Source organism: Curtobacterium sp. 320 (assembly GCF_031455235.1).
Taxonomy (GTDB): domain Bacteria; phylum Actinomycetota; class Actinomycetes; order Actinomycetales; family Microbacteriaceae; genus Curtobacterium.
On record NZ_JAVDSI010000024.1, the window covers coordinates 1 to 25,458 of the forward strand.

A 25,458-nucleotide genomic window follows, 5' to 3' on the forward strand; every position below is an offset into this window, starting at 1 on the left:
TGTTGGGGGGGGGGCCCCCCCCCCGCCCCCCCCCCCCGGGGGGGGGGGGGGGGGGGGGCCGCGCGGGGGGGGGGGGGGGGGGGCGCCGCCCCCCGGGGGGGGGTGGGGGGGGGGGGGGCGGGGGGCCCCCCCGCCTCCAGTCCGTCCCGGGGTGGCGTCCGGATCGCACCTCCGGCATCATCGGGTGATGGGGTCGGCGGTCGCGAGGGCGTGTGTCGTCGTGGTGTGCGCACTCGCAGCCCTCTGGCTCACCGAGGGAGCAGCCGTCGCGTGCCCGGCCGTGTACCCGGCCCCGGCGTCCTGTTCCGGCGACGCCCGGACGGCGGTCGCCACCGGCGGCACCTGGGCCGTGTCGGGGCTCTTCGCCGCCGTCGTCGCCGCGATCGCCCTGCGGGTGCACCGGGCGGCGCGGGCACTGCTCGCGGCGGTCTGGCTGGGCGTCTGTCTCGTCGTCCCGGTGTGGGCGCTCCTCGCCTCGGGCTTCGGCGCGGACGCCCGGGTCCTGCTCGTCGCACTGCTCCTGCTCGCCGTCCTGGCGGTGGGGTGGCCGCTCGTCGCCGGTGTGCGCGAGCGCTCCGACCGGGCGACCGGCAGGTAGCGTGCCGGTGGCCGTCCGATAGACTCGGGTGGACCACCGGCCCGACTGGTCGTGTGAGGTCCTCCGCCAACGTGAGGAGAACCAGATGCCCGCTGCAGTGATCATCGGAGCCCAGTGGGGCGACGAGGGCAAGGGGAAGGCCACCGACCTCCTCGGGTCCCGCATCGACTACGTCGTGAAGTTCAACGGCGGCAACAACGCCGGGCACACGGTCGTCGTCGGCGGCGAGAAGTACGCCCTGCACCTGCTGCCCTCCGGCATCCTCACGCCGGGCGTCACGCCTGTCATCGGCAACGGCGTGGTCGTCGACCTCGAGGTCCTCTTCCAGGAGCTCGACGCGCTGAAGGCCCGCGGCGTCGACACCTCGAAGCTGCTCGTGTCGGCGAACGCCCACGTCATCACGCACTACCACCGCACCATCGACAAGGTGACCGAGCGGTTCCTCGGCAAGCGCCAGATCGGCACCACCGGTCGCGGCATCGGCCCGACCTACGCCGACAAGATCAACCGCGTCGGGATCCGCATCCAGGACATCTTCGACGAGAACATCCTGCGCCAGAAGGTCGAAGCGGCCCTCGACCAGAAGAACCACCTGCTGGTGAAGGTCTTCAACCGTCGCGCGATCGACGCCGACGAGGTCGTCGAGTCGCTGCTGTCCTTCGCGGACCGCCTGCGTCCGATGGTCGCCGACACCGGGCTCGAGATCCACCGTGCGCTCGAGCGCGGGGAGACCGTCCTGTTCGAGGCCGGCCAGGCCACCATGCTCGACGTCGACCACGGCACCTACCCGTTCGTGACCTCCTCGTCGGCGACGGCGGGTGGCGCGGCGACCGGTTCGGGCATCGGCCCGGGCAAGCTCGAGCGCATCATCGGCATCGTCAAGGCGTACACGACCCGCGTCGGCGCCGGTCCGTTCCCGACCGAGCTGTTCGACGAGTCGGGGGAGTTCCTCCGGGCGAACGGCTTCGAGTTCGGCACCACCACGGGTCGCCCGCGCCGCTGCGGCTGGTACGACGCCCCGATCGCCCGCTACACGGCGCGCGTCAACGGCGTGACGGACTTCGTGCTGACGAAGCTCGACGTCCTCACGGGGCTGTCGACGATCCCCGTCTGCGTTGCCTACGAGGTCGACGGCGTCCGCGTGGACGAGGTCCCGGTGAACCAGTCGGACTTCCACCACGCGAAGCCCGTCTACGAGGAGTTCCCCGGCTGGACCGAGGACATCACGGGTGCCCGCTCGTTCGAGGACCTGCCGAAGAACGCGCAGGACTACGTGCTCGCGGTCGAGGCGATGTCCGGGGCGCGGATCTCCGCGATCGGTGTCGGCCCCGGGCGTGATGCCATCGTCGTGCGGCACGACCTGCTCGGCGACACCGCAGCCTGACGATGCGCGTCCCGTTCGTCTGCAGCGGCAACATCTGCCGTTCGCCGCTCGGCGCACAGGTCCTCACGGCGCGACTCGGCCCGGACGCACCCGCGTTCGTGGTCGAGTCCGCCGGCACCATCGCGCAGGACGGCGCTCCGATGGACGATGCCGCCGCAGCGCAGTCCGTGCGGCTCGGCGGCTCGCCCGACGGGCACCGTGCGCGGTACCTCACCGCGGCGATCGCGGGGTCGGCGGACCTCGTGCTCACCGCCGAGCGCTCGCACCGTGCGGCCGTGGTCTCGCTCGCGCCCCGCACGGCGAAGCGCGCGTTCACGGTCAAGCAGTTCGCCCGGGTGCTCGACGGTCTCGAGCCGGCCGAGCTCGCCGGCGTGTCCACGCCCGAGGAGCTCGTCGAGCTCGTCGCCCGACTGCGGGGGACCGTGCCGCCGCTCGCGGACCCGGCGGACGACGACGTCGACGACCCGTACCGCCGGTCGACGGCGACGCACGAGCGGGTGGCGGACGAGATCGCCGCGGCGCTCGTGGTGGTCGCGGACGCGCTGCGCGCCGTGCGCTGACGCGCGGGCACTGGCGCTGGCGCGCGGCGCGCTGACGCGCCGCGCCCTGCGCCAGCAGTGTGCGAGGTTCCGGCCAGCGTGCGGGGATCGCGCGCTCCCACCGTGCGCGGAACCTCGCACACTGCAGCGCTGTGCGGCATCGACGCATCCCGACCCCTCCAGCGGAATGGCCGGAGAACGAGTACCCCGATCTGTCCCCTGTACCCCGGAAGTGCGACGCCCGACCCCGGAAACCCGGGCTTCGCCGATGGGGCGCATTGATGGAACCCGTGAATCGGCGGGCGTCGCTGGCGGGTGGAGGGGTCGGTCTCGTAGCGTTCTCATGTCAGCCGATGTACCCCGGATCGCGAAGGAGAGCGACATGAGCACGACCGTCAGCACCGACACCCGAGCCGAGGTCACGCTCGACACCGAGACCGTCGACACGATCGCCATCCTCGAAGCCCAGGCCGAACCGCACGCCCGCCCGGCCCGCGCCAAGCTCACCTGGACGCAGGAGGACGACGGCGAGTGGGTCGCCAACTACGGCGGGTACTTCGGCGGATCGGTGGACAAGCGCGACGACCGCTACGTCGCCTCGGACACGTTCGGCCTCGTCGTCGGCGACTTCGCGTCGCTCGAGCAGGCACAGGCGAAGCTCGCGGACCAGCTGCACGTGATGCTGCCGTCCGTGATCCGCCCGGTCGACTAGCACGTCGCTCCCCGGAGCACCGCACCACCCCGCACGACCCGCACCACGGAACGCCGCACCACAGCAGCACGCACCAAGAGGAGCACGACCATGAGCACGCCCGTCGACCACCACCAGCACACCGAGGTGACCGTCGACACCGCCACCATGGTCGCGATCACCGGCATGGACGCCCACGTCGACCTCGTCGTCGACGCCGACGTCGACGAGCCGGTCCACCCGCGCATCCTCTGGTCGCGGCCGGACACGGGGCTCTGGGCGGCGAACTACGGCGGCTACTACGGCGGGACCGTCGACCGCCAGGGTGCGCACTACTTCGTGTCCGACACCTTCGGGCAGTACGTCGGCGACTTCCGGTCGCTCGAGGAAGCCCAGCTGCGCCTCGCCGAGCGGCTCCGAGTGCTCCTGCCGGACGTGCGTCGCGACGGCGCCTGACGCTCTGGACTGTGGGCCCGGACCACGTCAGCCGATCGGCTGACGTGATCCGGGCCTCCTGTCTGTCATGCTCTCGACGTGGGCCGACGCTCGGCCCGGACCGGGGGGACCATGACATCGGACGAGCACGCGACCATCCCGCACCGAGCGGGCCCGTCTGCACGCGCGGTGCTGGCGACGTGCGTCGTCGCGGCACTCGTCCTGCTCGCCGGGCTCGTCGTCGTCACCTCGTCGCCCGCGCCGCTGCGCGCGTTGGGCGCGAGCGGCGTCTGCGGCGGGTGGTCGGACGACGAGGCCGGACGTGACGAGACCCGGATGTCCGCCGGGTTCGTCCTGCGGAACCCGTCCGACCGGCCCGTGACGCTCCGGGGCGTCCGCGCGACGTGGGACTCCGGGCTCCGCTCGGTGCGCGTCGTCCTCGCGGAGAAGGTCCGGGGATCCGGCACGGGCGCACTGATGGGCGACACCGCGAGCGTCGTCGACGGCGCGCAGGTCCTCGACGCCGACGGCACGGTGATCGCGCCGCACCACGACGTCCGGGTCGTCGCCGAGATGCGCTCGAGGAGCCTGGCGCACGGCGGACACCTGACCGGGCTCCGGGTGACGACGACCGGGCCGCTGGGGACCCTGCGGACCCAGGACCTGTCGGACGTGACCGTGGGGATGACCACGCCGGGGTCCGACGACTGCTGAGCGGGGTGGCTAGGCGACCCGCTCGATGAGCTGCGGCCCGTCGTTCCTGACGCTGTTCACCGCACGCGAGACCTCGTACTGCTCGAGGCCCGCCGCAACCGTCAGCGACTCGTGGTCGAGCAGGGCGAGCAGGTCGTCCTGCCCGAGGCCGCCCTGCTCGGTGTCCAACCAGGCGTCGTAGCCGTCCGGGGTGAGGAACGCCGGCATGCGGTCGTGCACCTCGCCCGGGGCCACGTGGGCGTCCCGCGTGATGATCGCCAGGGACAGCCGCCACTTGTCCGGGTCGCCGTCGGGCTTCGTGGGGTCGGGCCACGCGCTCACGACTCCGGCCATCGCGAGGGCACCGCCGGGTTCGTGGACGAAGTGCGGTTCCTTGCCGTCCTCGCGCACGACCCACTCGTAGTAGCCCTGGGCGGGGATGATGCAGCGGTTCGTCGCGAACGCCCGCTTGAACATGCCGCTCGTCGCGACGGTCTCGATGCGGGCGTTGATCGGCTTCGGACGCTGCTTCTGGAAGTCCTTCGCCCAGCTCGGCACGAACCCCCAGCTGATCTGCGGGAGTTCGCGCTGCCCGTGCCGCTGCCGGACCGCGAAGACCGGGTCGGTCGGTGCGACGTTCCAGCTCGGGACCAGGCCGGTGCCGACCACGCCGGTGTCCTCGTCGACGTGCTCGGTCCGGTCGGCGAGCTCACCGATCAGTTCCGGCAGCAGATCGGCCGTGGTGTCGGAGACGACGAACCTTCCACACATGCGCCCAGTGTGCCCGGTGCCACCGACACGCGCTCACGCGCTCACGCGCTCACTCGCCCGGGAGGGCCAGCTTGCTGCCGCTCGGGCTGTCGGGGCGTCCTCGGCGCGGCGCGGGCGCGACGGGCGGCAACGCCTCGGCCTCGACGCGGAGTTGCTCCTGGCGCCCGAGCGTCCGGATGCCGACGACCCCCGTGCCGCTCGTGATCACGATCGAGAAGATCCAGACGCCCGGGAACAGGATCACGGTGTCGCTGCCCACCGACGAGGCCACGTCGAACACCAGGGTGCCGAAGACGATGCCGATCCACCCGCCCGTGAGGAACAGCGAGCGGTACGCCGCTCGGACGAGCAGGTCGCGGGTCGCCGGCATGCCCTGCAGCACGGCGTCGCGGTGCTCCGGCGCGACCGGCGGCGGGTTGCGGCGGAAGTACCGGGCGATCGCCTCCTGTGTACGCCACCCGATGCCGGGCACGGGTGGGAGCGACCATCCCCGGGGGCCGATCGGCGTGAGGGCGGCACCGACGCACCCGATACCCGCGGCGACCAGGAGCGCCACGACGACCCCGGCTGCGACCGGGACGGCTCCGTCGAGGCGCTCGACGAACGCCCCCAGGAGCAGCAGCCCGGCGAACGCGACGACCGCGACGACGATCCCGACGCGGACGGCACGGCGGTGGTGGCGCCGGTCGACGAGCTCGGGGAGCCGCTCGCGGTACACCTGCCACCCGGCGCGGAAGACGGTCCGGGGTTCCTGCTCGCGGGCCTCAGTCACCGGGCAGCCGCACCTTCGAACCGTCGACCCCGTGCTTCCCCGTATCGGCGTCTCCGGCCGGCGGATCGACCGCGAGGGCTGCGAGCCGCGCGCGCTCCGAGCGGCCGAGCCGCACCACGAGGTCGGGCAGCGTGCAGACGTACACCGCTGCCCACAGCAGCGCGATCGGCCGCACGTCGCTGCGCGCGAAGGCCGCGATCCCGAGCAGTGCGATCCCGCCGAGGAGCGGGGTGAGCCGCGTCAGCCGCCGGACCAGCCCGCGCTGCAGGAGTCCGACGTCGGTCAGCACGGCCGCGCGGTCCTCGGGCGCCACCGGCCGTTGCCGTCTGCCCAGGTAGGGCTGCACCGACCACCGCACACTCATCTGCCAGTCCGGCCGGACCTGGCGCCCGTTGATGGTCGCTGCCGGGTCGAGCGGACGGTCGGTCCGGAAGCCGGAGAACACGATCGATCCGAGGCCGAGGGACACGAACGCGATGACCACGACCGGTCGGACGGGCCCCGTACCGGCCCAGCCGAACGCGAGCTGCAGCGCGACGGCGCCGACCAGCACGACCACGGAGCACGCGGCGGCGATCCACACGGCACGACGGGCGCGTGCGGGATCGAACACCGTGGGGATCCGCTCCCGCAGCACCTGCCACCCGAGTCTGAACACGAGGTTCCGTCTACTCCATGAAGCTGACAACGGTGGGGCCGGACACGCCCGACGCGTCCTCACCGACCGACCGCCGCCGCCCGCCGTTGCGCCCCGCTCCAGCGGTCGTCCAGGAACGCACGATGCGCTCGTGCCATGAGTCTCGACATCGTCTACACCGCCGCCGCCCACGCCACCGGAGGCGGCCGCGACGGACACGTGCGCAGCGAGGACGACCGCCTCGATCTCGACACCCGTCCGCCGAAGGAGATGGGCGGCAGCGGCGAGGGCACGAACCCCGAGCAGCTCTTCGCCGCCGGGTACGCCGCGTGCTTCCTCGGGGCGCTCCACGCCGCGGGCCGGGAGCTCGACGTCGACACGACCGGCGCCGAGGTCTCGGCCGAGGTCGGCATCGGTGGCACCGGCAACGGGGGCTTCGGCCTCGCGGTCGAGCTCGACGTGTACGCGCCGGCCGCCCGACCCGAGCAGCGTCAGCGTCTCGCCGAGCGCGCGCACGAGATCTGCCCCTACTCGAACGCCACCCGCGGCAACATCACGGTCGCACTCTCGATCGTCGACTAGCGTGCCGCCCGTGGTCACCGACGAGTCGCGCTGCCCCTGCCTGAGCGGCAACCCCTACGGCGAGTGCTGCGGCCCGCTGCACTCGGGCGCCGCGGCCCCGACCGCCGAGCGGCTCATGCGGTCGCGGTTCAGCGCGTTCGCCCTCGGCCTGCCCGAGTACCTGCTGCAGACGTGGCACCCGCGCACCCGCCCGGCGAGCCTCGAGCTCGACCCGGCCCAGCGCTGGACGCGGTTGGACGTCCTGTCGACGGAGTCCGGCGGCCCGTTCGACTCCCGCGGCACCGTCGCCTTCCGCGCGTGGTGGCGCACCGACGACGAGCGGGGCACACTCGAGGAGACGAGCGACTTCGTGCGCGAGCACGGCCGGTGGTCCTACGTGGACGGCACGGTGTCCTGAGCGCCTCCGTCCCCAGACAGGAGCACACCGTGCCGGACCGTGACCTCGCCGCCTTCGGAGCCCACTCCACCGCCGCCGAGGTCGTGGCGGGGATCGACCTCCGGGGACGGACCGCCGTCGTGACCGGTGCCGCCTCGGGCATCGGCGTGGAGACGGCCCGAGCGCTCGCCGGGGCCGGCGCGACCGTGACCCTCGCGGTCCGCGACGTCGAGGCCGGACAGCGGGTCGCGGCGGACATCGCCCGCACCACCGGACGCACCGCGCCCGACGTCGCCGAGCTCCACCTCGACCGCCCGGCGTCCGTGGGAGCGTTCGCGGCGTCGTGGTCCGGGCCCCTCGACGTGCTGGTCGCCAACGCCGGGGTGATGGACAGCCCGGAGTCGTACACCTCGGCCGGGTGGGAGACGCAGTTCGCCACGAACCACCTCGGACACTTCGCGCTGGCCCTCGGGCTGCACGAGGCGCTCGCCGCGGCGTCCGGTGCGCGGATCGTCTCGCTGTCGTCGAGCGGGCACGGCAGCTCCCCGGTCGTGTTCGACGACCTGTTCTTCCGGCGTCGCCCGTACGAGCCCGGGCTCGCCTACGCCCAGTCCAAGACCGCCAACGTCCTCTTCGCCGTCGAGGTCGGACGACGATGGGCCGCCGACGGGATCACGGCGAACGCGTGCATGCCCGGAGGGATCTGGACGGGGCTGCAGAAGCACTGGGACCCGGAGGTGCTCGCGGCGACGAAGGTCTCCGCGGCGGACGTCGTCAAGTCCCCGGAGCAGGGCGCGGCGACGTCGGTGCTCCTCGCCACCGCTCCGGAGCTCGACGGCGTGAGCGGCCGGTACTTCGAGGACTGCCACGAGGCCGCCGTCGTCGACCGCATCACCGACGGGCTGCACGGCGTGCTCCCGTGGGCGCTCGACCCGGCCGCCGCCGAGCGGCTCTGGGACGTCTCGGTCGCGTTGCTCGACGCCGAGGCACGAGCTCGACGCTGACCGAGGCTCAGGCCCCGATGGTCTCCGGCAGGCCCACGGAGGCGCGCATCGCCCTCCGCACGTCGGCCTCGGCCGGCAGGAGCTCGTCCTGGTCACCGCTCAGGAAGAACCGGATCTGCCCGAGGGCCTGCTCGGCGAGCATGTCGAGCCCGTTCAGCACGCGCCCGCCGGCGTCCGCCCACCGGGTCGCGACGGCGGTCGGCCAGGGCTCGTAGGCCACGTCGAAGAGCACCGCGTCCGGCCCTGACGGCACGAGGTCGAGCGTGTCCGCCGCACCCCCGGGCAGCGTCGAGACGACGAACCCGTGACGGGTCCCCGGCAGCTCGGTCAGCGGGAGCACCTCGAGCGAGACCCCGAGCCGCACGGCCAGGTCGACGAGGTGTCCGGCCTTCGCGGTGTCGCGGAGGAACACCCGCACGAGCGACGCCCCGAGCCGCACGGCCGCGGTGAGGGCGCTCGCCGCGGTCGCACCGCCGCCGAGGACGGTCGCCTCGCCGGGGAGGTGTCCGAGCGCCTCGACCGGGCGCACGATCCCCTCGACGTCGGTGTTCGCGCCGGACCGCAGGACGGTGTCGCCGACCGTGCGGAACGCGATGGTGTTCGCGACGCCGAGCTCGTCGACGAGCGGGGTCGTCCGGTCGAGCATCGGCAGGACCTCGCGCTTGAGCGGCATGGTCAGGCTCAGGCCGCGCCAGTCGGGACCCAGCCCCGCGACGAACGCGTCCAGTCCGCCGGACGCGACCTCGTGCCTCCCGTACGTGAACGGCACCCCGAGCACGTCGTAGGCCGCTGCGTGCAGCGTGGGGGAGAGGGAGTGGGCGATGGGGGAGCCGAGCACCGCGAGGCGGGTCCGGGAGGGGTCGGAGTACATGTCCCCGTCAGCCTATCCAGGCGTGTTCCGCGCCTAGTGCTTAGGTTAGGCTTACCTTCGTGATCCGAACTCCCTCCCGCTTCCGCCGAGCGCTCGCCGCTGCCGGCGCCGTCGTCGCAGCGTCCCTCGTCCTCGCCGGGTGCGCCTCCGGCTCCGGTTCGTCGTCCGACGACGCCGCGACCACGTCCGCCGACGGCCAGTTCCCGGTGTCCATCACCACCGCCCTCGGCACCACGAAGATCGACTCGCAGCCGAAGCGCGTCGTCGCCCTCGGCTGGGGCGACGCCGAGACCGCGCTCGAACTCGGCGTGCAGCCCGTCGGCGCGAGCGACTGGCTCGCGTTCGGTGGCGACGGCGTCGGGCCGTGGCTCAAGGGCGCGTACACGAAGTCGCCGAAGATCATCCAGACGCTCGAGCCGAGCTACGAGGACATCCTCAAGCTCAAGCCCGACGTGATCCTCGACGTGAAGTCGTCGGGTGACGAGGACCGCTACGCGAAGCTCTCCGCGATCGCACCGACCGTGGCGATCCCGAAGGGCGGCGAGAACTACCTCGCGTCGACCGAGCAGCAGACCACGATGATCGCGAAGGCGCTCGGCAAGGAGGCCGAGGGCAAGAAGCTCCTCGCCGGCCTCGACGACGCCTACGCCGCCGCCCGCAAGGCGCACCCGGACTTCGCGGGCAAGTCGGCGGTCGTCGGTGCCTACACGTCCGAGGGCTTCGGGGCCTACGCCTCGACGGACAGCCGCTCGACGTTCATGCGGAACCTCGGCTTCACGATCCCGAAGGCGATCGACGAGCAGGCAGGCAAGGCGTTCTCGGTGCACCTGTCGGACGAGAACCTCGACCTGCTGGACGCCGACCTCACGCTGATCCTGCCGATCTACGTCGAGGCGTCCAAGGCCGAGTCCGACCCGCTCTTCCAGAAGGTGCCGTCGGTCGAGGCCGGGCACGCCATCGTGTTCGACGACCCGGACGTGTCGTCGGCGTTCTCGATGGGGACCACCGCCGCGATCGAGTGGGCGCTCGAGAAGCTGCCGGACGAGTTCCAGGCGAAGCTCGGCTGACGCCGATGCGGAACGACGGGAGGCGCGGTGCCAGCTGGCACCGCGCCTCCCGTCTTCCTGTGGTCGCGTCCCGAGCCGGCGTCCGGCCCGTCGGGACGCTGCGGTCAGGCGCCGAACGTCGAACCGAGGAACGCGAAGAGCAGGGCGATCAGCGGGAACGACCCCTGCACGAACGCGGAGTTGAGGTACCGGCGACCCGTGCCGAGCAGGACCACGGCGGCACCGAGCATCGACGCCGTCGAGAACACCACGAGCGTCCACCCGGTGGCCCCGTTGCCCGTGACGGCGAGCACCACACCGAGGATCACGCCGATCGCGAGGAACAGGTTGTAGAAGCCCTGGTTGAACGCCATCGAGCGGGTGGCCTGGACCTCGGTCTCGGACGACAGGCCGAAGATCTTCCGCACGCGGGGACTCGTCCACGCGACGGACTCGAGGAAGAAGATGTACACGTGCACGAGGCCCGCGAGGACCGCGAACACGCACGAGATCACGAGCAGGACCGACATGGTCTCCATTCTCGCAGTTCCGAAGGCGTGCTCAGGTCCCGCTCAGGTTCCGGTTGCCGGCCACCGACGTAACCGACACCTGCCGAGCGGTCGCGGCCGTTAGGCTCGGGGCATGAGCGACGACGACACCACGCCCCAGTACGACCCGGCGGCCGTCGCCGAACTGGCCAGCATCCGCCAGAGCATCGACAACATCGACGCCGCGGTCATCCACATGCTCGCCGAGCGCTTCAAGTACACCCAGCGGGTCGGTTACCTCAAGGCAGCAGCGGGGATGCCGGCGGCCGACCCGGGGCGCGAGCAGATCCAGGTCGCACGACTCCGCTCCCTCGCCGCCGAGTCGCACCTCGACCCCGCCTTCGCGGAGAAGTTCCTGAACTTCATCGTCGCCGAGGTCATCCACCACCACGAGCAGATCGCCGGCGGCGACGAGTGAGCGACGCGCTCCCGACGCTGCTCGTCGGCTCGTACACGGCCACCGGCGGCGGGAACGCGACGGGCATCTCGATCGTGCCCAGCGGGCCGGTCGGGGGTGCGGACGGCGGCGCGCCGACGGCTCGCACGGTCGCGGTCATCGACGACCCGTCGTTCCTGGCCGTCTCCGGTGACCGGGTCTACGCCGTGTCCGAGACGGCCGACGGCGGTGTCTCCGCCTTCCGCCTGGGCGGCTCGTCGCTCGAGCACCTCTGGGACGCTCCGGCCGGCGGCGACGCCGCGTGCCACGTGCGCGTCGACCCGTCCGGTGCGCTCGTCGTCACCAACTACGTCTCCGGTACCGTCACGGCGGTCTCGCTCGCCGCAGCGGAGTCGCACGCCGCGTCGGTCCTCGGCAGCGACGGGCTGATCGGCGCGCACGGCAGCGACGACCAGGTGACGGTGCCCGCGTCGGCGCTCGTCACCGAGGTCCTCCCCGACGCCACCGGCCCCGTCGAGGACCGGCAAGAGGGCCCGCACGCCCACCAGTCGACCGCGACGCCGGACGGCACCGTGCTCGTGGCGGACCTCGGCGGCGACGCCCTGCACGAGTTCCGGATCACGGACGCCCCGAGCATCGAGCAGGTCCGCGTCCACCACGTCACCCCGGGTGTCGGACCGCGGCACCTCGCCTGGTACGAGGGCGACCTCATCGTGGCCGGTGAGCTCGACGGCCGGGTCCACCGCCTCCGCCGCGACGGCTCGGGGTCGTTCGTGTCGGTGGCCTCCGCGGCGACCTTCACCGGCGAGGTCGGCGGGTCGCTCCTCAGCCACATCGAGGTCGACGACGCCGGGCGCGTGTACGTCGCGGTGCGCGGGCGCGACCTCGTGGTGGTGCTCGACGCATCCGACGGCGGGCTGTCGCTCGTGGGGTCGGCGTCCTCCGGTGGGGTGTGGCCCCGGCACTTCGCACGGGTGCCCGGGTTCCTCCTCGTGGCGAACCAGATGTCCGACGCGATCGCGGTCCTGCCCCTCGGCGAAGACGGTGTCCCGGGCGAGGCCGTCGCGCAGATCGCGGTCGGCACGCCGGCGTGCGTCGTCCCGGTCGTCGTGCCGGTCTGAGACTGACCCCATGGACGCGTCCTACACCCTCGTCTCCGGCCCGCCTGCCCTCGACGACTACCTCCCGCTGCGACGTGACTCCGGCCTGACGCCGAAGAACGCCGACCAGGGCGCCGGAGCGATCGCCGGCAGCTGGTCCGCGTGCCACGTCCTCGATCCCGACGGACGACCCGTCGCGATGGGCCGGACGATCGGCGACGGCGGCTGGTACTTCCACATCGCCGACATCGCGACCGACCCGGCGCACCAACGCCGGGGGATCGGGCGTGCGGTGGTTGCCTGGCTCGTCGCGGACATCCGCTCCCGGGCGCCCCGTGGCGCGTACGTCACCCTCGTCGGCGACCCGCCCGGGCAGCGGCTCTACCGATCGCTCGGCTTCGACGACGTCGCACCGAGCCTCGGGATGGCGCTGCTGACCGAATGACCGGCCGGGCGGTCAGGACTCGATGACGTTCTCGAACGGTCGGCCCTCGGCCAGCGCGGCCACCTGACGGCGCATCAGCTCGATCGACCGCGGCACGCTGAGGTCCGTGTTGCCGCCGACGTGCGGCGTCAGGACCGTGTTCGGCGTCGTCCAGAGCGCGTGCCCGTCGGGCAGGGGTTCGGGATCGGTGACGTCGAGCGCTGCCGAGAGCCGTCCGGACCGCAGCTCGGCGACCAGGGCATCGGTGTCGACGACCTTGCCGCGGGCGACGTTCACCACGAGGGCGCCGTCGGGCAGCGCGGCGAGCAGGTCGGCGTCCACCAGCCGTTCGGTCTCGTCCGTCAGCGGGGCGATGAGCACCAGGACGTCGGTGGTCGCGGCGAGCTCCGGGAGCTCGCCGAACGCGTGGACCTGCCGGCCGTCCTGCTCACGCGCGGTCCGCGCCACCACGGTGACCTCGGTGCGGAACGCCTCGAAGCGGGTCGCGATGGCGGACCCGATCGCGCCGTAGCCGACCACGGTCACGCGACGGTCGGCGAGGGACCGGGTGGTCCGGGCGTCCCAGACGCCGTTCGCGCGATCGGCCTGGAACGCTCCGAGCTCGCGCAGTGACGTCAGCGCGAGCCCCACCGCGAGTTCGGCGGTCTCGTCGTCGTGGATGCCGCGGCCGTTCGCGAGCTGCGCGTGGCCGGGGACGTGCGGGACCGCGTGCTCGTACCCGGCGCTCGGCAGCTGCAGGAGCCGCAGGTTCGGCAGGTCGTGCACGTACCGCCACCGGTGCCGCCCACCGAAGTAGAACGGCAGGAACGCGATGGCCACCTCGTCGGGGCGTCCGTACGGTGCCTCGACGTCCCACACGTCGAGCTCGATGCCCTCCGGCACGGGGCCGAAGCGATCGACGAGTCCACGGAACGGCAGGGTGACGACGGGCATCAGTCGGTGCCCGTCGTCGTGGCGCTCTGGCCCGGCCCGTTCAGGAGTCGGTCCGTGGCGAGAACGAGCCGTGGCCGTCGAGCGGACCCCGACCGACGTAGCCCTCGGTCACGTCCTCGACGATGACGTCCCCGAAGCGGCTCGGGAGCGTGGCGCCGTGGGTGCCGCGCAGCTCGTCGAGCGTCGCCTCGAACGCACCCTGGACCTCGAGCGACCCGCTCGTGGCGTCCGTGACACCGATGCGGAGCACCGGGAAGCCGCGGCCGTCGCAGAGGCCCTGGAAGCGGACGTCGTCCTCGCGCCGGACGGTCACGATCACGCGGCCGGTCGACTCGGAGAACAGCGCGGTGGCGGTGTCGACGCCGTCGCGGGCCTCGAGCTCGTCGAGCAGGACGCGGGCGCCGAGCCCGAACCGGAGCACCGACTCGGCGAGGGTCTGGCCGAGGCCGCCGTCCGCCAGGTCGTGGGCGCTCGTGAGCAGCTGCTCGTTCGCCGCGGCGTGCAGGAGGTCCGCGAGGGCCTTCTCACGCTCGAGGTCGACCGCCGGCGGACGGCCACCGAGGTGCCCGTGCACGGTGCCGGCCCAGGCCGACCCGTCGAGCTCGAGCGACGTGGTGCCGAGCAGGTAGATGTTGTGGCCGTCGTCCTGCCAGCCGGAGGGCACGCGCAGCGCGACGTCCTCGATCACGCCGAGGACACCGACGACCGGGGTCGGGTGGATCGGGGTGGTGCCGGTCTGGTTGTAGAACGACACGTTGCCGCCCGTGACCGGGATCCCGAGCTCCATGCAGCCGTCGGCGAGGCCCTCGACCGCTTCGGAGAACTGCCACATGACCTCGGGGTTCTCGGGGGAGCCGAAGTTCAGGCAGTCGGTCACGGCGGCCGGGACGGCACCGGTGACGGCGACGTTCCGGTAGGCCTCGGCGAGGGCCAGCCGGGCGCCCTGCTTCGGGTCGAGCTGGCAGTAGCGGCCGTTCGCGTCGGTGGCGATCGTGACGCCGAGCCCGGTCTCCTCGTCGACGCGGATCATGCCGCCGTCGTCGGGGAAGGAGAGCGCCGTGTTGCCGAGCACGTAGGTGTCGTACTGGTTCGTCACCCAGTTCTTCGACGCCAGGTTCGGGGAGCCGAGCAGCTGCAGGAACTGCGCCTTGAGGGCGGGGCCGTCGGCCGGGCGGTCGAGCGATGCAGCCGAGTCGGCCTGCAGCGCGTCGATCCAGGTCGGGTAGGCCACGGGGCGGTCGTAGACCGGGCCGTCGACGGCGACCGTGCGCGGGTCGACGTTCACGATCTCCTGGCCCTGCCAGTCGATGACGAGCCGGCCGGTGCCGGTGACCTCGCCGAGGACGCTGGTCTCGACCTCCCACTTGCCGACGACGCTGAGGAACTCGTCGAGCTTCTCGGGGCGGACGACCGCCATCATGCGCTCCTGGCTCTCCGACATGAGGATCTCCTCGGCGGTGAGCGTGGGGTCGCGCAGCAGGACGTCGTCGAGCGAGATGTGCATGCCGCCGTCGCCGTTCGAGGCGAGCTCGCTCGTGGCGCACGAGATGCCGGCGGCACCGAGGTCCTGGATGCCCTCGACGAGTTCCTTCTGGAACAGCTCGAGGCAGCACTCGATGAGGACCTTCTCGGCGAAGGGGTCGCCGACCTGGACGGCGGGACGCTTGGTCGGGCCGCCCTCGGTGAAGGTGTCGGAGGCCAGGATCGACGCGCCGCCGATGCCGTCGCCGCCGGTGCGGGCACCGAAGAGCACGACCTTGTTGCCGGCACCCGAGGCGTTCGCGAGGTGCAGGTCCTCGTGGCGGAGGACCCCGACCGCGAGGGCGTTCACCAGCGGGTTGCCCTGGTACACCGGGTCGAAGTAGGTCTCGCCGCCGATGTTCGGCAGGCCGAGGCAGTTGCCGTAGAACGAGATGCCGCCGACCACACCGTGGACGACGCGCTGCGTGTCCTCGTGGTCGATCGCGCCGAAGCGGAGCTGGTCCATCACGGCGACCGGGCGGGCACCCATCGAGATGATGTCGCGGACGATGCCGCCGACACCGGTCGCGGCGCCCTGGTACGGCTCGACGTAGGACGGGTGGTTGTGCGACTCGACCTTGAAGGTCACCGCCCAGCCGTTGCCGACGTCGATGACACCGGCGTTCTCGCCCATGCCCACCATGAGGTTCTTCGTCATCTCCGGCGTGACCTTCTTGCCGAACTGCCGGAGGTAGTTCTTCGAGGACTTGTACGAGCAGTGCTCGGACCACATCACGGAGTACATCGCCAGCTCGCCCGAGGTGGGGCGGCGGCCGAGGATCTCGCGGATCTTCGCGTACTCGTCGGCCTTCAGCCCGAGCGCCTCGTACGGCTGCTCCTTGTCGGGCGTGGCTGCGGCGTCCTGGACGGTGTCGGGCTTCGGGCGGACGTGTGTCGTCACGGTGGTGTCGTTCCCTGTCACTGGAGTCGTGTTCGTCGGCGTGGTCGTCACTTGACGAGCGTCGACTCGATCACGGAGGTGAAGAAGGTGAGGCCGTCCGTGCCGGAGGCCATCGCCGCGGGGGTGTCCGGGCCGAACCCGGGCTCCGTCGCGTGCTCGGGGTGCGGCATCAGGCCGACGACGTTGCCGCGCTCGTTGGAGACGCCCGCGATGTCGTCGATCGACCCGTTCGGGTTCACGCCGACGTAGCGGAACACGACCTGGCCGTTGTCCTCGATGCGCTTGATCTCGTCGGCGTCCGCGACGAAGCGGCCGTCGGCGTTCTTCAGCGGGATGGTGATCTCCTGCTGGGCCGTGAAGCCGCTCGTCCACGCCGTGGCGGTGGTCTCGACGCGGAGCTTCTGGTCGCGCCGGATGAACTGCTGGTGCGCGTTGCGGGTGTGCGCGCCCGGCACGAGTCGCGCTTCGGCGAGCATCTGGAAGCCGTTGCAGATGCCGAGCACGGGCATCCCCTTGCCGGCGGCGTCGATGACCTCGGCCATGATCGGGGCCTTCGCCGCGATCGCACCGGCACGCAGGTAGTCGCCGTAGGAGAACCCGCCGGGGAGGACGATCGCGTCGACGCCCTGCAGGTCGTGGTCGCCGTGCCAGAGCGCGACGGGGTCGGCGCCGGCGAGGCGGACCGCGCGCTGGGCGTCGCGGTCGTCGAGCGAGCCCGGGAACGTGATGACGCCGATGCGCACCGGTGTCACTCGCCTTCGACCGTCACGGACACGACGTCCTCGATGACGGCGTTGGAGAAGACGTCGGCGGCGATCTCGCGGACCTCGGCCAGCTTCTGGTCGTCGACCGGGCCGTCGACGGCCACCTCGAAGCGCTTGCCGATGCGGACGTTGGTCAGGTCTGCCTTGCCGAGACGGGCGAGGGCGTTGCCCACCGCCTTGCCCTGGGGGTCGAGGATCTCGGCCTTCGGCATGACCTCGACGACGATCGTTGGCACGTGTTCACTCCAGCACTTCGGGGATGGGTGGGACGCGAACAGTCTACGGGGCGCGCGCGGCGCGTCGGACGCGCTTGCGCTCGGTTGTTCGAAGGCGTACATTCCACTTGGAATAATCGGTACGGACCAGTCCAGGAGGCACGGATGGCGTCGCTCACGCCCCTCGCGTTCGCCGCGCTCGGGCTCCTCGCGGAGTCGCCCATGCACCCCTACGAGATGTTCCAGACGATGCTGCAGCGTCGCGAGGACCAGAACGTCAAGGTCCGACCGGGCACGCTCTACCACCAGATCGGTCGCCTGGTGGACCTCGGCTACGCCGAGGCGCTCGGCACCGCGCGGGAGGGCAACCGACCGGAACGCACCACCTACGCGATCACCGACCACGGGCGCTCCGCGCTCGAGGACGGCCTCCGCCGGATGATCGCCGAGCCCGCCGACGAGTACCCGGAGTTCCAGCTCGCGGTCTCGCACGTCGACAACCTGAGCGCCGAGGACGCGGCGACCGCCCTGCGCGCCCGCGCCCGCGCACTCCGGACGGAACGCGAGCAGTACGACGAAGCCGCCACGGGCCTCCAGGCCAAGCGTCTCGCGGACCGCTTCTGGCTGGACGTGTCGTACGTCCGTGCCATGCTCACCGCGCAGATCGAGTGGCTCGACGCCGCGGCCGACCGGATCGCGAGCGGCGACATCCCCTGGGACGGCCCGGCCGTCCCCACCGACACAGGCACCACCACGAACAGCAAGGAACCCACTCGATGACCTCCGTCTCGACCACCACCGAGAAGAAGCCGTGGCCGGCCCTCTGGGCCCTCGTCGTCGGCTTCTTCATGATCCTCGTCGACTCGACGATCGTGTCCGTCGCGACGCCGACCATCGCCGCGAAGCTCGACGCCGACATCAACTCCGTCATCTGGGTGACGAGCGCCTACCTGCTCGCGTACGCCGTCCCGCTCCTCATCACCGGCCGGCTCGGTGACCGCTTCGGTCCGAAGGTCATGTACCAGATCGGGCTCGTGGTGTTCACGCTCTCGAGCCTCTGGTGCGGGCTCGCCGGCTCGATCGAGGTGCTCATCGTGGCCCGTGTGGTCCAGGGGCTCGGCGCGGCGATGATGACGCCGCAGACGATGGCCGTGATCACGCGCATCTTCCCGCCGCAGAACCGCGGCGCGGCGATGGGTCTGTGGGGTGCCGTCGCCGGTGTCGCCTCGCTCGTCGGCCCGATCGTGGGCGGCCTGCTCGTCGACGGCTTCGGCTGGGAGTGGATCTTCTTCGTCAACGTCCCGGTCGGTGTGGTCGCGTTCGTGCTCGCACAGCGCTTCGTCCCGTCGTTCGACCGGCACGGGCACCGCTTCGACACCCTCGGCATCGTCCTGAGCGCCGTCGGCATGTTCCTGCTCGTCTTCGGCATCCAGGAAGGCGAGACCTACGACTGGGGCACCATCACCGGCCCGATCTCGGTCTGGTCGCTCATCATCGCCGGCATCGTCGTGCTCGCCGCCTTCGTGGTGTGGCAGGGCGTGCAGAAGGGTGAGCCGCTCCTGCCGCTCGGCCTCTTCAAGGACCGCAACTTCACACTCGCGAACATCGCCATCACCGCGGTCGGCGTCGCCATCTCGTCGTTCGCCCTGCCGATCATGCTCTGGGCGCAGGACGTGCTGACGTTCAGCCCGACCCAGGCGGCGCTGCTCCTCGTCCCGCAGGCCGTGCTCTCGGCCGGCCTCGCCCCGCTCGTCGGCAAGAACCTCAACCGGTGGAGCCTCCGCTGGGTCGCGGCGTTCGGGCTCGCGTGCTTCTCCGGCGCGCTGTTCTGGTTCGGGTCGCTCCTGGCCTCGGGTGCCGACTGGGGCTGGGTGCTCCTGCCGTCGACGCTCCTCGGCCTCGCGAACGCCTGCATGTGGGGGCCGCTCTCGGTCTCCGCGACGCGCAACCTGCCGCCGAAGCTCGCCGGCGCCGGCTCGGGCGTCTACAACACCACGCGGCAGATCGGTGCCGTCCTCGGCTCGGCCGGCATCGCGGCGCTGATCGAGGCGCGGATCACGGCGAACTTCCCGGCGTCCACCGGCGGCACGAGCGCCGGCGGTGCGGAGCAGCAGGTCGGGGCGCTCCCGGCCTTCCTGCAGCAGCCGTTCGCCACCGCCATGGGGCAGTCGCTCGTCCTGCCCGCCGTGGTGCTCGGCATCGGGATCGTCGCCGCGCTGTTCCTGGCGAAGCCGAAGCAGACCGTGGCGTGGCAGCAGACCGGCGGCACGTCCGACGGGTCGCCCGCGTCTGCGTCCGACGGCAGCGTGGTGGGGTCCGAGCAGCGTCACGGTGTCCACGCCGCGGCACCCGCGCCGGAGACCGCCGAGGCCGAGCTCGCCGCGACCGACCACCACGGGCGGCACGCCGACGCCTAGTCCGAGCCAGTCCGGAGCCCCGGAGCCCCGTGTCGCACTCGTGCGGCGCGGGGCTCCGTCGCGTGCGGTGCGCGGTGCCGGTGCGTCTCGGAACGACATTGTCGTCGTCGTACGACATCGGCGGTGTCGTCGGTGCGCGCGTGCAACGGTTGCGGCCGCGCGGCAGCGACATGGTCGACGTCGTACGACATCGGCGATGTCGTACCGAGTCGGCAGCCCGACACCGACACCGACACCGCCTCACCCGCGGCGCTGCAGGTGCGCCCGGGTGAGCTCCGCCATCTCCTCGTCGGTGAGGGCGTCGACGGTGCGGGCCTCGCGGCGATCGGACCGCTGCCACCGGATGAACAGCGAGATGAGCACCGGCACGTCCGCGACCTCGGCGATGAACCACAGCAGGTCCCCGGCGAGGTGCTGGTCGCGCAGGGGCGACGGGAACCACGGCTGCCCGACCGCCGCCGTGACCGACCCGTCGAGCACGTGGTTCGTGATCCGGAGCACGATGCCCGGGATCGCGTCCGCCATGAGCTCGACGAACGCGAGCAGGAACTCCATCGTGACGAACGTCGACGAGCGGAGGATCCCCGGCTCGGACAGCGGGGTCAGCAGGGCGAACCCGAGCATCGGCACGAACACCGTGATGGCCGTCGCCCAGACCGGGGACTCGCGGATCGTCGCCGAGAACGGGGTGAGCAGCACGCAGAACAGCGCGAGGGCGATCAGCGGCGACACGACCGCGTTGCCGAGGACCCGTGCCGGACGCGATGCGAGCGCTGCGGAGGCTGCCTGCGCGAGGCGAGCCGGGCCTCCCGAGCGGAGCAACGAGACGGGCGCGGCGAACGCGGCGAAGGTGGGGACCGCGAAGAAGAGCAGGGCCAACCGCAGCACGAACGCCCACCGGAGGTCCTGGTCGTGGATGCCGACGATCCCGAACTGCAGGATGCCGAACAGGACGAGCGCCCCGACGAAGGCGAGCGTCCGCCACCACGGCCACCGGGTGCCCCGCCTGGCGGCACCGACGACCCACCAGCCGTAGGTGACCGCGGCCACGGCGATGAGGACGGCCGCGAGCGGGTCGAGGTGCCACGTGCTCCAGAACTCGGGTGTCGACGGCGTGGGGTGCCTCCTCGAGGATCGTGCGGCCGACCACAATCCTCCGCCCGGTACGCACCCCGGAGCAGCCTCTGCCGGTGAGAACCGGTTCAGATCCGGGCGGCGCCCCGGGTCGGCACGGTCCTCGTCAGGAGCCGGACCCCCACCGGCACGGCCAGCGCACCGAGCAGGGCGACCCCGAACGACAGGTGCAGCTGCATCACCGCGAAGGCGGGCCCGATCGTGCAGAGCGCCGCGACGGCGAGCACGGGCCAGGCCGGGCGATCGGTGCCGGGGACGAGCCGGGGGAGCGGCCGGTCGAACCGGCGCAGCGCCCGGGCGGTGCCGAGGGCGACCGCGAGGAGGACGACGAGGGCCACCCCACGGGTCGCCCACCACGTCGGCGATCCCGGCGTCGGGAACGGCACGCCGACGAGCAGGGCGACCCCGTTCAGCGCGATGAACAGCGGCAGGTGCCAGAGGTAGATCGTCATCCCGTCCCGGCCGAGCAGGAACACGGCGCCCTGGGCCGCGCGGGTGCGCATCAGCCGGGTGAGCGGGGCGTGCACGACCTGGACGAGGCAGGCCTGGGCGATCGCCAGCACGGCGAGCGGGAGCATCGGCGGGTTGAGGTCCTGCAGCATGTCCGGAGCCCAGAGCCCGATCGACGTCAGGGGCACGAGCACGCCGTACCCGGCCGCGGCGACGGCGACGAGCAGCACGCGCGATCGTCGGGCGAACCAGCCGTCGGCCCAGAGGAAGCCGAGCTGCTGCGCGAAGAGCCACACCGGGCCGAGGTTGAGGAGACCGACCTCTGCCGTCCCGGTGGCGAACCGCACGCCGTCGACGGCCGCGGCGAGCACGAGCAGTGCGCCGAGCGTGCGCCACGGAGCGCGTTCGTGGAGTCGCACCATGACCGGCACGCAGCACTGGGTGATCCCGTACGCGGCGAGGAACCAGAGCGGGGAGCCGATGCCGAACGCGACCTCGGCGAGGAGCCCCGGCGGCGTGCCGAGCAGCGTGGCGATGCCCAGGCCGAGCGCGAGCACCGCGAAGAGCGGGATCGCCGGCCGGAAGAGCCGCACGAGCCGCGTCGCCACGAAGTCCCGCGCGCCGCCGCCCCGCGCGACCGTGGAACGCCACCCCACGGCGCTGGCGAAGCCGCCGACCACGAAGAAGAGCGGCATCACCTGGCCGATCCAGGTCGCGGCGACGTACCAGGGGAGTTCCTGGAGCGGACTCGTCACCGCGATGCCGTCCGCCCCCGCGGCGACACCGACCATCGTGACGTGCACGAAGACGACGAGGACGACGCAGGCCGTCCGGATGAGGTCGACGACCAGGTCCCGCTGCGCGATGATCCCCCGGACGTCCTGAGCGCTGTGCGCCTGCTGCGGCAGGCCCTGCTGCGTGGACATGTCGGGACGGTAGCGCGGGTTCCCGCCCTCCCAGCGTCGTTCCAGCCGATCGCGACCGGATCGTGACACATCGTATTCCGCGAGGGGCATGCGACTGGCATGCATCCGGCATGCGTCCGGCCCGTCGCGCCGGTGCGGACGAGCTCCGGGAGGCGCGGGTCGCGCCGGTCGCCCGGCCCGCCCGCGCCCCGGGTCGGCTCAGGCCCGCGGTGCGTCGGGCTCCACCGTCGCGTCGTCCGCGCGTGACGTCCGCCCGATCCGACCGATCCGACCGATCGCACCCGCGACGACGGCGCCGAGCACGGGGAAGACCAGGAACACCCACCACTGCGCGAGCCAGTCCGGCCCTGCGAACACCGCGGTGGCGAACGACCGCGCCGGGTTCAGCGACGCGTTCGAGACCGGGATGAGCGTCAGCAGCAGGACCGTGAGGGTCGCGCCGATGACCACGGGCGCCGGGACCGCGCTCCCGCGGGCTCCGGTCACGCGGAGGATCACCGTCACGAAGACGGCCGTCGCGATCGTCTCGGCGAGGGCGACGCCGAGCAGGGTGGAACCGCCGGGACTCTGCGCGTCGAAGCCGTTCGAGGCGAAGCCGCCGTCGAGCGTGCTCTGCAGGGCGGTGGCCGGTCCGAGGCCGGCGAACAGGACGAGGACGGCAGCCCCGGCCGTGCCGCCGACGAACTGGGCGACGAGGTACGGGACGACGTCCGCCCACCGGTGCCGGCCGGCGACCGCGAGGCCGATCGTCACCGCGGGGTTGAAGTGCCCCCCGCTGACGGGGCCGAACGCACTCGCGCCGATCATCACCACGAGGCCGAGGGTGAGCGCGACGCCGAGCAGCCCGATCCCGAGCGTGTTGTGCTCGTCGGGGAACACGGCGCTGGAGGTCGCGGCGCCGACGAGGGCGAACACGAGCAGGAAGGTCCCCGCGGACTCGGCGACGAGGCGGGCGGGGAGCGCAGCGAGGACTGGGGTGACTGGTGGTGCATCTGTCATGACCCACCGTTCGCGCTCGACCATCGGATCGCCTGGTGTACAGTGGCGGTGTTGTCTTGATCTCTGCAAAAGAAAGGCTCAGCATGGACGTCGACGCCGACCTGCTCCGCGCCTCCGGTCTCCGGGTCACGACACCACGCCTGGCGGTCCTCCGCGCGACGGAGACCATGCCGCACGCGACCGCCGACGACATCGTCACCGCGCTCGCCGCCGAGCTGCCCACCACGAGCCACCAAGCGGTGTACGGCGTCCTCGCGGCACTGACCGGCGTCGGACTGGTCCGGCGCATCGAGCCCGCGGGCAGCCCCGCCCGGTACGAGCGACGGACCGGCGACAACCACCACCACGTCGTCTGCACGATGTGCGGCGCGATCGAGGACGTCGACTGCGCCGTCGGCCACGCGCCCTGCCTCACCCCGTCCGAGACGCACGGCTTCGCCGTCACCACGGCCGAGGTCACCTACTGGGGCATCTGCGAACAGTGCGCCGCCGCCGAACGCGACGACACCGTGGCCGTCCCGGCCTGACCGCCGACACCCCGACCCGGGGACGACCGCAGTCGTTCCCGCTCCCGGCACCGAACCGGGACCACGAGCAACCCGAGCACCCCTGACCGAACCAACCGTTCCACCCAAGGAGGAACCGTGTCCGACCAGAACACGACGCCCGGCCAGCCGGCCGGCACCCCCACCACGACCACCAACTCCGGCGCGCCGGTGTCGAGCGACCAGCACTCCATGGGTGTCGGCGCCGACGGCCCCCTCGCGCTGCACGACCACTACCTGGTCGAGAAGCTCGCCCAGTTCAACCGTGAGCGCGTCCCGGAGCGGGTCGTCCACGCCAAGGGCGGCGGTGCCTTCGGTACCTTCACCGTCACGCAGGACATCAGCAAGTACACCCGTGCCGCGTTCCTGCAGCCGGGCAAGCAGACCGAGATGCTCGCCCGCTTCTCGTCCGTCGCCGGCGAGCAGGGCTCCCCGGACACCTGGCGCGACCCGCGCGGCTTCGCGCTGAAGTTCTACACCGAAGACGGCAACTACGACCTCGTCGGCAACAACACCCCCGTGTTCTTCATCCGCGACGGCATCAAGTTCCCGGACTTCATCCGCTCGCAGAAGCGCCTGCCGGGTTCGCACCTGCGCGACCACGACATGCAGTGGGACTTCTGGACCCTGTCGCCCGAGTCGGCCCACCAGGTCACGTGGCTGATGGGCGACCGCGGTCTGCCGGCGTCGTGGCGCGAGATGGACGGCTTCGGCTCGCACACCTACCAGTGGATCAACGCCGAGGGCGAGCGCTTCTGGGTGAAGTACCACTTCCTCACCGAGCAGGGCCACAAGACCCTGACGCAGGAGGACGCCGACCGCATCGCCGGCGAGGACGCGGACTTCCACATCCGTGACCTGCACGCGGCCATCGAGCGCGGCGACAACCCGCGCTGGACCCTCAAGGTGCAGGTCATGCCCTACGCCGACGCCGAGGGTTACCGCTTCAACCCGTTCGACCTGACGAAGGTGTGGCCGCACGCGGACTACCCGCTCATCGAGGTCGGCACGATGGAGCTCAACCGCAACCCGGAGAACTACTTCGCGCAGATCGAGCAGGCGACCTTCGCCCCCTCGAACTTCGTCCCCGGCATCGCGGCGAGCCCCGACAAGATGCTCCTCGCGCGCATCTTCAGCTACGCGGACGCGCACCGCTACCGCGTCGGCACGAACCACGCGCAGCTGCCCGTGAACGCTCCGAAGAACGAGGTGCACTCGTACTCGAAGGACGGCGCGATGCGCTTCGACTTCCAGAAGTCCGAGGTCCCGGTCTACGCGCCGAACTCCCTCGGCGGTGCGCACGCCGACCCGGCCGCGACCGACGAGACCCCCGGCTGGGAGTCCGACGGCGCGCTGCAGCGCTCCGCCGCGACCCTCCACCCCGAGGACGACGACTTCGGTCAGGCCGGCACCCTGGTGCGTGAGGTCCTCGACGACGCCGCGCGTGAGCGCCTGGTCGGCAACATCGCCGGGCACGTCTCGAAGGTGACGCGCGACGACCTCCGCGAGCGGGTGTTCGCCTACTGGACGAACGTCGACGCCGACCTCGGCGCGCGCGTGCGCGCGGCGGTCGCGCCGAGCGCGCCCGGTTCGAACGAGGACCCGGAGAAGGTCGCGGTCGAGGCGTAAGCCCCGGTCTCACCAGACGGGAGGCGGGGGGGGGGGGGGGGGCCCCCCCCCCCCCCCCCCCCGCCCGGGCCCCCCCCCCCCCCCGGCGGGGGGGGGGGGGGGGGGGGCGGCCCCCCCCCCCCCCGGCCCGCGGCC

29 protein-coding genes are annotated in these 25,458 nt (G+C 72.3%); 17 read left to right on the forward strand and 12 right to left on the reverse strand.

Annotation, left to right across the window (positions count from 1 at the left end; all coding sequences use genetic code 11):
* Positions 1-187 precede the first annotated feature (187 nt).
* From J2X60_RS18410 to J2X60_RS18435, 6 genes are all read left to right on the forward strand, one after another.
* Positions 188-598: a hypothetical protein gene (locus J2X60_RS18410; RefSeq protein ID WP_309889583.1), complete on the forward strand. Its 411-nt coding sequence runs from the start codon at positions 188-190 to the stop codon at positions 596-598.
* 85 nt (positions 599-683) lie between these two features.
* Positions 684-1,982, forward strand: a complete 1,299-nt coding sequence (locus tag J2X60_RS18415; protein WP_070417034.1) for an adenylosuccinate synthase — start codon at positions 684-686, stop codon at positions 1,980-1,982.
* A gap of 2 nt (positions 1,983-1,984) precedes the next feature.
* Positions 1,985-2,542 carry a low molecular weight phosphatase family protein gene (locus tag J2X60_RS18420; RefSeq protein ID WP_309889585.1) on the forward strand — a complete coding sequence of 186 codons (558 nt, stop codon included), beginning with the start codon at positions 1,985-1,987 and terminating at the stop codon, positions 2,540-2,542.
* A gap of 361 nt (positions 2,543-2,903) precedes the next feature.
* On the forward strand, positions 2,904-3,233 hold the full coding sequence (locus J2X60_RS18425) for a hypothetical protein (protein WP_070417032.1): 330 nt from the start codon (positions 2,904-2,906) through the stop codon (positions 3,231-3,233).
* A 90-nt stretch (positions 3,234-3,323) separates the two neighbouring features.
* A complete protein-coding gene (locus tag J2X60_RS18430; protein WP_309889587.1) occupies positions 3,324-3,668 on the forward strand; it encodes a hypothetical protein in 345 nt (114 codons plus the stop codon).
* A 111-nt stretch (positions 3,669-3,779) separates the two neighbouring features.
* Positions 3,780-4,361 carry a hypothetical protein gene (locus tag J2X60_RS18435; protein WP_309889590.1) on the forward strand — a complete coding sequence of 194 codons (582 nt, stop codon included), beginning with the start codon at positions 3,780-3,782 and terminating at the stop codon, positions 4,359-4,361.
* Between the two features lie 9 nt (positions 4,362-4,370).
* Here the strand turns inward: J2X60_RS18435 and J2X60_RS18440 are convergent, their stop codons facing one another.
* The 3 genes from J2X60_RS18440 to J2X60_RS18450 are packed head-to-tail and all read right to left on the reverse strand — an operon-like array spanning position 4,371 to position 6,541.
* Positions 4,371-5,111, reverse strand: a complete 741-nt coding sequence (locus J2X60_RS18440; protein ID WP_309889592.1) for an SOS response-associated peptidase — start codon at positions 5,109-5,111, stop codon at positions 4,371-4,373.
* A gap of 49 nt (positions 5,112-5,160) precedes the next feature.
* Positions 5,161-5,883 carry a hypothetical protein gene (locus J2X60_RS18445; RefSeq protein WP_309889594.1) on the reverse strand — a complete coding sequence of 241 codons (723 nt, stop codon included), beginning with the start codon at positions 5,881-5,883 and terminating at the stop codon, positions 5,161-5,163.
* Positions 5,876-6,541: a hypothetical protein gene (locus J2X60_RS18450; RefSeq protein ID WP_309889596.1), complete on the reverse strand. Its 666-nt coding sequence runs from the start codon at positions 6,539-6,541 to the stop codon at positions 5,876-5,878. The genes J2X60_RS18445 and J2X60_RS18450 overlap by 8 nt, the downstream gene beginning before the upstream one ends.
* Before the next feature lie 135 nt (positions 6,542-6,676).
* Here J2X60_RS18450 and J2X60_RS18455 point away from each other — a divergent pair, with 135 nt between their 5' ends.
* Genes J2X60_RS18455 through J2X60_RS18465 form a run of 3 tightly spaced genes read left to right on the forward strand, consistent with a single transcriptional unit; the run spans position 6,677 to position 8,482 of the window.
* A complete protein-coding gene (locus J2X60_RS18455; RefSeq protein ID WP_071294457.1) occupies positions 6,677-7,102 on the forward strand; it encodes an organic hydroperoxide resistance protein in 426 nt (141 codons plus the stop codon).
* A 10-nt stretch (positions 7,103-7,112) separates the two neighbouring features.
* Positions 7,113-7,499 (forward strand): YchJ family protein, encoded by a 387-nt coding sequence (locus J2X60_RS18460; RefSeq protein WP_309889598.1) that lies wholly within the window; start codon positions 7,113-7,115, stop codon positions 7,497-7,499.
* A gap of 29 nt (positions 7,500-7,528) precedes the next feature.
* Positions 7,529-8,482, forward strand: a complete 954-nt coding sequence (locus J2X60_RS18465; RefSeq protein WP_309889600.1) for an SDR family NAD(P)-dependent oxidoreductase — start codon at positions 7,529-7,531, stop codon at positions 8,480-8,482.
* A 7-nt stretch (positions 8,483-8,489) separates the two neighbouring features.
* Here the strand turns inward: J2X60_RS18465 and J2X60_RS18470 are convergent, their stop codons facing one another.
* On the reverse strand, positions 8,490-9,353 hold the full coding sequence (locus J2X60_RS18470; protein WP_309889602.1) for a shikimate dehydrogenase: 864 nt from the start codon (positions 9,351-9,353) through the stop codon (positions 8,490-8,492).
* A gap of 59 nt (positions 9,354-9,412) precedes the next feature.
* Between J2X60_RS18470 and J2X60_RS18475 the strand changes: the two genes are divergently transcribed.
* Positions 9,413-10,420, forward strand: a complete 1,008-nt coding sequence (locus J2X60_RS18475; protein ID WP_309889604.1) for an iron-siderophore ABC transporter substrate-binding protein — start codon at positions 9,413-9,415, stop codon at positions 10,418-10,420.
* A gap of 104 nt (positions 10,421-10,524) precedes the next feature.
* Here J2X60_RS18475 and J2X60_RS18480 read toward each other — a convergent pair whose 3' ends face one another.
* Complete coding sequence (locus tag J2X60_RS18480; RefSeq protein ID WP_309889606.1) at positions 10,525-10,929, reverse strand: DUF1304 domain-containing protein; 405 nt, start codon at positions 10,927-10,929, stop codon at positions 10,525-10,527.
* A gap of 112 nt (positions 10,930-11,041) precedes the next feature.
* Between J2X60_RS18480 and J2X60_RS18485 the strand changes: the two genes are divergently transcribed.
* From J2X60_RS18485 to J2X60_RS18495, 3 genes are read left to right on the forward strand one after another with little or no spacing between them, the layout of a single operon-like run.
* A complete protein-coding gene (locus J2X60_RS18485) occupies positions 11,042-11,365 on the forward strand; it encodes a chorismate mutase (protein ID WP_070417024.1) in 324 nt (107 codons plus the stop codon).
* The gene (locus J2X60_RS18490; protein WP_309889608.1) at positions 11,362-12,465 is read left to right on the forward strand and encodes a beta-propeller fold lactonase family protein; all 1,104 of its coding nucleotides are present in this window, start codon (positions 11,362-11,364) and stop codon (positions 12,463-12,465) included. Before J2X60_RS18485 ends, J2X60_RS18490 begins: the two co-directional genes overlap by 4 nt.
* 10 nt (positions 12,466-12,475) lie before the next feature.
* Positions 12,476-12,889, forward strand: a complete 414-nt coding sequence (locus J2X60_RS18495) for a GNAT family N-acetyltransferase (RefSeq protein ID WP_309889610.1) — start codon at positions 12,476-12,478, stop codon at positions 12,887-12,889.
* A 12-nt stretch (positions 12,890-12,901) separates the two neighbouring features.
* Here J2X60_RS18495 and J2X60_RS18500 read toward each other — a convergent pair whose 3' ends face one another.
* Genes J2X60_RS18500 through purS form a run of 4 tightly spaced genes read right to left on the reverse strand, consistent with a single transcriptional unit; the run spans position 12,902 to position 17,244 of the window.
* Positions 12,902-13,822: a 2-hydroxyacid dehydrogenase gene (locus J2X60_RS18500; protein WP_309889612.1), complete on the reverse strand. Its 921-nt coding sequence runs from the start codon at positions 13,820-13,822 to the stop codon at positions 12,902-12,904.
* 40 nt (positions 13,823-13,862) lie between these two features.
* Positions 13,863-16,244: a phosphoribosylformylglycinamidine synthase subunit PurL gene (gene purL / locus J2X60_RS18505; RefSeq protein WP_309889614.1), complete on the reverse strand. Its 2,382-nt coding sequence runs from the start codon at positions 16,242-16,244 to the stop codon at positions 13,863-13,865.
* 47 nt (positions 16,245-16,291) lie between these two features.
* Positions 16,292-16,987 (reverse strand): phosphoribosylformylglycinamidine synthase subunit PurQ, encoded by a 696-nt coding sequence (gene purQ, locus J2X60_RS18510; RefSeq protein ID WP_031263015.1) that lies wholly within the window; start codon positions 16,985-16,987, stop codon positions 16,292-16,294.
* A gap of 5 nt (positions 16,988-16,992) precedes the next feature.
* Complete coding sequence (purS, locus tag J2X60_RS18515) at positions 16,993-17,244, reverse strand: phosphoribosylformylglycinamidine synthase subunit PurS (protein WP_070417019.1); 252 nt, start codon at positions 17,242-17,244, stop codon at positions 16,993-16,995.
* 144 nt (positions 17,245-17,388) lie between these two features.
* Between purS and J2X60_RS18520 the strand changes: the two genes are divergently transcribed.
* Positions 17,389-18,003, forward strand: coding sequence for a PadR family transcriptional regulator (locus J2X60_RS18520; RefSeq protein WP_309889617.1), 615 nt, complete (start codon positions 17,389-17,391; stop codon positions 18,001-18,003).
* A complete protein-coding gene (locus J2X60_RS18525; protein WP_309889619.1) occupies positions 18,000-19,640 on the forward strand; it encodes a DHA2 family efflux MFS transporter permease subunit in 1,641 nt (546 codons plus the stop codon). Before J2X60_RS18520 ends, J2X60_RS18525 begins: the two co-directional genes overlap by 4 nt.
* A 240-nt stretch (positions 19,641-19,880) precedes the next feature.
* Here J2X60_RS18525 and J2X60_RS18530 read toward each other — a convergent pair whose 3' ends face one another.
* From J2X60_RS18530 to J2X60_RS18540, 3 genes are all read right to left on the reverse strand, one after another.
* The gene (locus J2X60_RS18530) at positions 19,881-20,792 is read right to left on the reverse strand and encodes a cytochrome c oxidase assembly protein (RefSeq protein ID WP_229085406.1); all 912 of its coding nucleotides are present in this window, start codon (positions 20,790-20,792) and stop codon (positions 19,881-19,883) included.
* Between the two features lie 50 nt (positions 20,793-20,842).
* A complete protein-coding gene (locus tag J2X60_RS18535; RefSeq protein ID WP_309889623.1) occupies positions 20,843-22,150 on the reverse strand; it encodes an acyltransferase in 1,308 nt (435 codons plus the stop codon).
* Between the two features lie 198 nt (positions 22,151-22,348).
* The gene (locus J2X60_RS18540; protein WP_309889624.1) at positions 22,349-23,149 is read right to left on the reverse strand and encodes an aquaporin; all 801 of its coding nucleotides are present in this window, start codon (positions 23,147-23,149) and stop codon (positions 22,349-22,351) included.
* Positions 23,150-23,232: 83 nt separating this feature from the next.
* Here J2X60_RS18540 and J2X60_RS18545 point away from each other — a divergent pair, with 83 nt between their 5' ends.
* On the forward strand, positions 23,233-23,676 hold the full coding sequence (locus J2X60_RS18545) for a Fur family transcriptional regulator (protein ID WP_309778395.1): 444 nt from the start codon (positions 23,233-23,235) through the stop codon (positions 23,674-23,676).
* Positions 23,677-23,793: 117 nt separating this feature from the next.
* The gene (locus tag J2X60_RS18550; RefSeq protein ID WP_070417016.1) at positions 23,794-25,323 is read left to right on the forward strand and encodes a catalase; all 1,530 of its coding nucleotides are present in this window, start codon (positions 23,794-23,796) and stop codon (positions 25,321-25,323) included.
* Positions 25,324-25,458 lie beyond the last annotated feature (135 nt).

Coding starts and splice junctions, on each gene's coding strand:
- J2X60_RS18410 (WP_309889583.1), top strand. CDS start 188: ATGGGGTCGGCGGTCGCGAGGGCGTGTGTCGTCGTGGTGTGCGCACTC.
- J2X60_RS18415 (WP_070417034.1), top strand. CDS start 684: ATGCCCGCTGCAGTGATCATCGGAGCCCAGTGGGGCGACGAGGGCAAG.
- J2X60_RS18420 (WP_309889585.1), top strand. CDS start 1,985: ATGCGCGTCCCGTTCGTCTGCAGCGGCAACATCTGCCGTTCGCCGCTC.
- J2X60_RS18425 (WP_070417032.1), top strand. CDS start 2,904: ATGAGCACGACCGTCAGCACCGACACCCGAGCCGAGGTCACGCTCGAC.
- J2X60_RS18430 (WP_309889587.1), top strand. CDS start 3,324: ATGAGCACGCCCGTCGACCACCACCAGCACACCGAGGTGACCGTCGAC.
- J2X60_RS18435 (WP_309889590.1), top strand. CDS start 3,780: ATGACATCGGACGAGCACGCGACCATCCCGCACCGAGCGGGCCCGTCT.
- J2X60_RS18440 (WP_309889592.1), bottom strand. CDS start 5,111: ATGTGTGGAAGGTTCGTCGTCTCCGACACCACGGCCGATCTGCTGCCG.
- J2X60_RS18455 (WP_071294457.1), top strand. CDS start 6,677: ATGAGTCTCGACATCGTCTACACCGCCGCCGCCCACGCCACCGGAGGC.
- J2X60_RS18470 (WP_309889602.1), bottom strand. CDS start 9,353: ATGTACTCCGACCCCTCCCGGACCCGCCTCGCGGTGCTCGGCTCCCCC.
- J2X60_RS18480 (WP_309889606.1), bottom strand. CDS start 10,929: ATGTCGGTCCTGCTCGTGATCTCGTGCGTGTTCGCGGTCCTCGCGGGC.
- J2X60_RS18485 (WP_070417024.1), top strand. CDS start 11,042: ATGAGCGACGACGACACCACGCCCCAGTACGACCCGGCGGCCGTCGCC.
- J2X60_RS18495 (WP_309889610.1), top strand. CDS start 12,476: ATGGACGCGTCCTACACCCTCGTCTCCGGCCCGCCTGCCCTCGACGAC.
- J2X60_RS18500 (WP_309889612.1), bottom strand. CDS start 13,822: ATGCCCGTCGTCACCCTGCCGTTCCGTGGACTCGTCGATCGCTTCGGC.
- J2X60_RS18520 (WP_309889617.1), top strand. CDS start 17,389: ATGGCGTCGCTCACGCCCCTCGCGTTCGCCGCGCTCGGGCTCCTCGCG.
- J2X60_RS18525 (WP_309889619.1), top strand. CDS start 18,000: ATGACCTCCGTCTCGACCACCACCGAGAAGAAGCCGTGGCCGGCCCTC.
- J2X60_RS18535 (WP_309889623.1), bottom strand. CDS start 22,150: ATGTCCACGCAGCAGGGCCTGCCGCAGCAGGCGCACAGCGCTCAGGAC.
- J2X60_RS18540 (WP_309889624.1), bottom strand. CDS start 23,149: ATGACAGATGCACCACCAGTCACCCCAGTCCTCGCTGCGCTCCCCGCC.
- J2X60_RS18545 (WP_309778395.1), top strand. CDS start 23,233: ATGGACGTCGACGCCGACCTGCTCCGCGCCTCCGGTCTCCGGGTCACG.